3 protein-coding genes and 2 pseudogenes are annotated in these 3,965 nt (G+C 46.3%); 3 read left to right on the top strand and 2 right to left on the bottom strand.

Features of this window, described 5'->3' with window-relative positions; translation table 11 throughout:
* Positions 1-175: 175 nt before the first annotated feature.
* On the bottom strand, positions 176-589 hold the full coding sequence (locus H6F51_01685) for a pentapeptide repeat-containing protein (GenBank protein ID MBD1821232.1): 414 nt from the start codon (positions 587-589) through the stop codon (positions 176-178).
* A gap of 266 nt (positions 590-855) precedes the next feature.
* On the opposite strand from H6F51_01685, the gene H6F51_01690 reads away from it, so the two are divergent.
* Together H6F51_01690 and H6F51_01695 are read left to right on the top strand one after the other, a co-directional pair.
* Positions 856-1,797, top strand: coding sequence for a GNAT family N-acetyltransferase (locus H6F51_01690; protein MBD1821233.1), 942 nt, complete (start codon positions 856-858; stop codon positions 1,795-1,797).
* Positions 1,798-1,910: 113 nt separating this feature from the next.
* A pseudogene (locus tag H6F51_01695) lies at positions 1,911-2,069 on the top strand (lmo0937 family membrane protein).
* A gap of 151 nt (positions 2,070-2,220) precedes the next feature.
* Here the strand turns inward: H6F51_01695 and H6F51_01700 are convergent.
* Positions 2,221-3,704: pseudogene (locus tag H6F51_01700) on the bottom strand (FAD-dependent monooxygenase).
* A 176-nt stretch (positions 3,705-3,880) separates the two neighbouring features.
* Here H6F51_01700 and H6F51_01705 point away from each other — a divergent pair.
* Positions 3,881-3,965 (top strand): IS6 family transposase (locus H6F51_01705; protein MBD1821234.1); only part of this gene is annotated, 85 nt, incomplete at its 3' end.

Raw genomic sequence — 3,965 nt, forward strand, 5'->3', positions numbered from 1 at the left:
CGTTATACTCAGACCAGTTGCGGATGCGGTAGCTCATCGCTGTGAAGGCTTGTTGGTGGTACTTCAAACCTATCACGTCGCCGCTCCGCAACCCCTATTCATGCAACAACGCCACTGCGATTACTGATTTCCCCATTTTGGAGTGTTGTTTTGCATAGCCTTGCTTTATCTAGGTCTAATAGCTTGCGTCTTTAAGGTTTGCTCTTACCAAATTAGTGCGGCTCAAATTTGCTCTCGTCAAATCAGCTTCGCTCAAGTCCGCTTTTGCCAGTTTGGCTTCACTCAAGTCTGCTTCTATCAGTTTAGCCTTACTCAAATTTGCTCCTCTCAGATCAGCTTTACCTAGGTGTGCTTCGCCTAGCAGCGATCCACTCAAGGTTGCTCCACGCAGCAAAGCCTTACTTAAGTTTGCTCCACTCAGAGCAACATGGCTCAAATCTACTTCGTTGAGATAAGCATTTTGCAGTATGCCTACTCCCTTTTCAGGAGTTAGAAGATCTAAGGAGCGTAAAGACCCAATGAGCAACTTCTGTCTCTCTGTATCTAATCCTCGTAAGGCAGTGGCGGTTCGGGCTTGAGCAAGGATGATTGCTCAACTGGCTCATTCTGAAAGCAACCCGGCAGCGATTCGCGCGAGGGGCAACGATACAGCGATCTTAACTATCACCCCCGAGATCGCCTACATCATCCGATGAATCACCGAGACAAGAGCAATTTCCCTGGATCAAATCGCAGTTAGACTCTTTCCCTTGAGCCTCAGAAATTGATGGCTCTTAGTAAAGATTGAATTCGTTGTTCTAACCTTTAAATATTTATTGCTAAACTTTCTGCACTGGACAGTGGAGTGTGCCGCTAATGAACATCTCAATTCGGCTCCTTCAAGAAAACGAGCTACCTACAGCAGACCATATTTTCCGACTCGCCTTTGGCACTTTTATCGGATTGCCTCAGCCCACCGATTTTGGGGGTGATGCAAACTATATTCAGCCGCGTTGGAGAATTGACTCGACAGCGGCATTTGCGGCTGAAATGGATGGGAAACTGGTCGGTTCCAATATCGCTGCTTATTGGGGGAGTGTCGGTACATTTGGTCCGCTCAGTGTTCACCCTGACTTTTGGGGCCAAGGGATTGCTCAACGTCTCATCGAACCTGTGATAACTCAATTTGCTCAGTGGGAGACACAACAGGCTGGATTATTTACCTTTCCCAATAGCCCAAAGCATCATGCGCTTTACCAGAAGTTTGGGTTCTACCCCCGCTTTCTGACCTTCATTATGGCAAAACCCATTCAGATCGTTCAGCAAGATTTACCAGGAGTAAAGTACTCCGGACTGGGTTCACAGCAGCAATCTGATTGTCTCAAAGAGTGCGCCAAACTCACGGATGCGATTTACTCAGGGCTAGATTTATCGCGTGAAATTGAAGCGGTTCATACTCAAAATCTAGGTGATACTGTTTTGCTGTGGGATGAAACAGGTCTAACAGGATTCGCGATTTGTCATTGTGGTGCAGGCAGCGAAGCAGGTCGCGATGTCTGCTATGTCAAGTTTGGAGCAGTGCGCCCAGGAGCGAAAGCTGGAGAACAGTTTGAACATTTACTAACGCTATGTGAAGTATACGGAGCGACTCAAAAAACGCTACGTCTCATGGCTGGCGTGAATACGAGCCACGAGGCAGCTTATAGCAGAATGATTGCTCGACGGTTTCGCGCTGAGATTGTCGGAGTTGTAATGCACAAGCCAAACGAACCTGGATACAATCGACCAGATGTTTTTGTACTAGACGATTGGCGCTAATGAAGATGGGTTTGAGTAGTGATTAAGCGAAAGTAAGAATTTCTACTTTTTGGATGGTGGCTGAAAGAACATCTTTTAGTGCGCTCTGAGCATCAGTTTATAAGGTAAAAGCTATGTTTAATATTCTTTGAGGAATTGCCGTTCTGCTCTTCATTTTCTGGATTGCAGGATTCGCGCTTCACATTGCAGGTGGATTGATTCATCTATTGTTAGTTCTAGCGATCGCTATAGCAATCTACAATTTCGCAATGAGTCGTGATGCGCGTCAATAGAACTGCACTACGTCTAGATGCTTCTGTACTTATAGTATTTCAGCACGGACGGAACTGGAAGCATCTTCCTCTTGAAATGAGTAGAAGGACTCGATTCAGCAAAGAGACTCGTCGCAATTGAGTTTTGCTGAATTGAACTCCTTGCTTGCCCTCACCATTGAGAAGCGATCGCACTTACAAGCAGACCACTGATCAAAATGGTGCTCAACACCTTGAGAATTTGGCTGCTCCGTTGCTCCTGACTCCAGATCTCCTGATAAGACAATTCCTGATTCTGGAGCAGAAAGAATGCTGGAGGACTCATTCCAGGAAAGAGCCGACTGATCCCAAAGTGGAGAAAAAACCGTATCATCCACAATCGTCCCCGCAAGCGATTCTGATTATATTGCCAAGGGGCTGCGGTCTGAGCAAGTCGAACCACCGCCTTTACATCCATTGCTCGAATCGCTTCATAACGTGGAAGTGCCTGTAATAAATCATTTTGATTTTGCCATAGGCTGTCATTCAAAACAGCCACATCTTCCAACGCAGCATTCACACCTTGTCCAATATCTGGGGGAAAACAATGAATTGCATCTCCTAACAGCACAACACCAGCCCGGATCGCTTCCGATGATTCTTGCCTCAATAGATAGTGCAATCCAGAGCAAAACTGAGGAATTGGAAAAACGCCACCGTCACTTTTAGCAAATCGATCGGCTTCTTCAATCGAGATGATTTGACGAACGGGCAGTTGTGGGAAGTCTTGCTCTAAAAACTGGAGGACTTGCTCACCCGTTTTCAAGTTCCAAATCTGATGATCTGGATGGGTAATGATATTCACAGTACGCGGCGCGGTTTCATCTTTGAGGGGCAAAAGACCGAGCGTGAGAAACCGAGTGCGACCATGCCATATTCCACGAATGGCATAAGCCCTTGTAGAAACAGCATGGTCTTGATGTTGAGCATCAAGCGGAAAGTTCGGCGGAAGGCTCAACACTTTGTATCGCAATCCAGAACTAGGAGAAGGAAATTGCTGCATTTGAAATCGGTCAGTATGATCCCACTGCTTCAACGTAGTGCGGACAACCGATCGAATCCCATCACAGCCGACTAAAAGAAATGGTTCAAATCGCTCAACCTCGCCATCCGATTGTCGAGCGACGACTTCCAGCGTTTTGATGCCCTCCTCCGTACTGATTTGATTTCTGTGCATTGAGTGTCGAAGCGAACAGTAATGTGATCTTGCCAGTTGCGCTCGATTTCTTCGTAGAGCAATTGGACAAATACTCTTCGAGGAATCCAATACGCCGTTTTTCGGTTGGAATTAACGATCGGCAATTTTGAGGTTTTGCGCTTACCGTTGGGCTGGATGCGGGTGATGTAGAACGCTGTATTGGGAACACCAAACTTAGGTAGTAATTCAGTCAGCCCAAGCAAGTCTGTCAATTTTTGACCACGACCGTCAATGAGATAGTTGAACGACTTATCTGGCTCATAGTAGTCAGCAGCTGTGCGCTTTTCTAGCACAGTAATGTTTGTCCATCCTCGGTTTGCCAACATGAGTGCTGTAGCGAGTCCTGCAGGTCCTCCTCCAATCACCAAAGCATTATTGTGAGGAAGACCTATTTCGGTTGGCGTAGGTTGAATCAACATGGAGAGTCTAGAACAAGTTCACTTAGCTCTCATACGATATCGCAATCAAAAGAAAACAAGTTTCTCCTAACGGCACAAGTTGAGGTAAGAGGATCACACCTTTAATTCGGTATTGTCAGGTTAACCGGAACGTAGAATAATCGTACTGGTTCAACTTTAAGAACGACTGCTTGCCCATGTACTCCCGTCATCGCTTCCCTGGTGAAATTATTAGCTACTGCGTTTGGCTGTATTACACCTTTCCGTTGAGCTACCGGGACA

It is taken from the genome of Cyanobacteria bacterium FACHB-DQ100, assembly GCA_014695195.1.
Classification (GTDB): Bacteria; Cyanobacteriota; Cyanobacteriia; order Leptolyngbyales; family Leptolyngbyaceae; genus Leptolyngbya.

What these genes read in the sequence shown, in the direction of transcription:
- H6F51_01690 (MBD1821233.1), top strand. Translation starts at nt 856, where the DNA reads ATGAACATCTCAATTCGGCTCCTTCAAGAAAACGAGCTACCTACAGCA.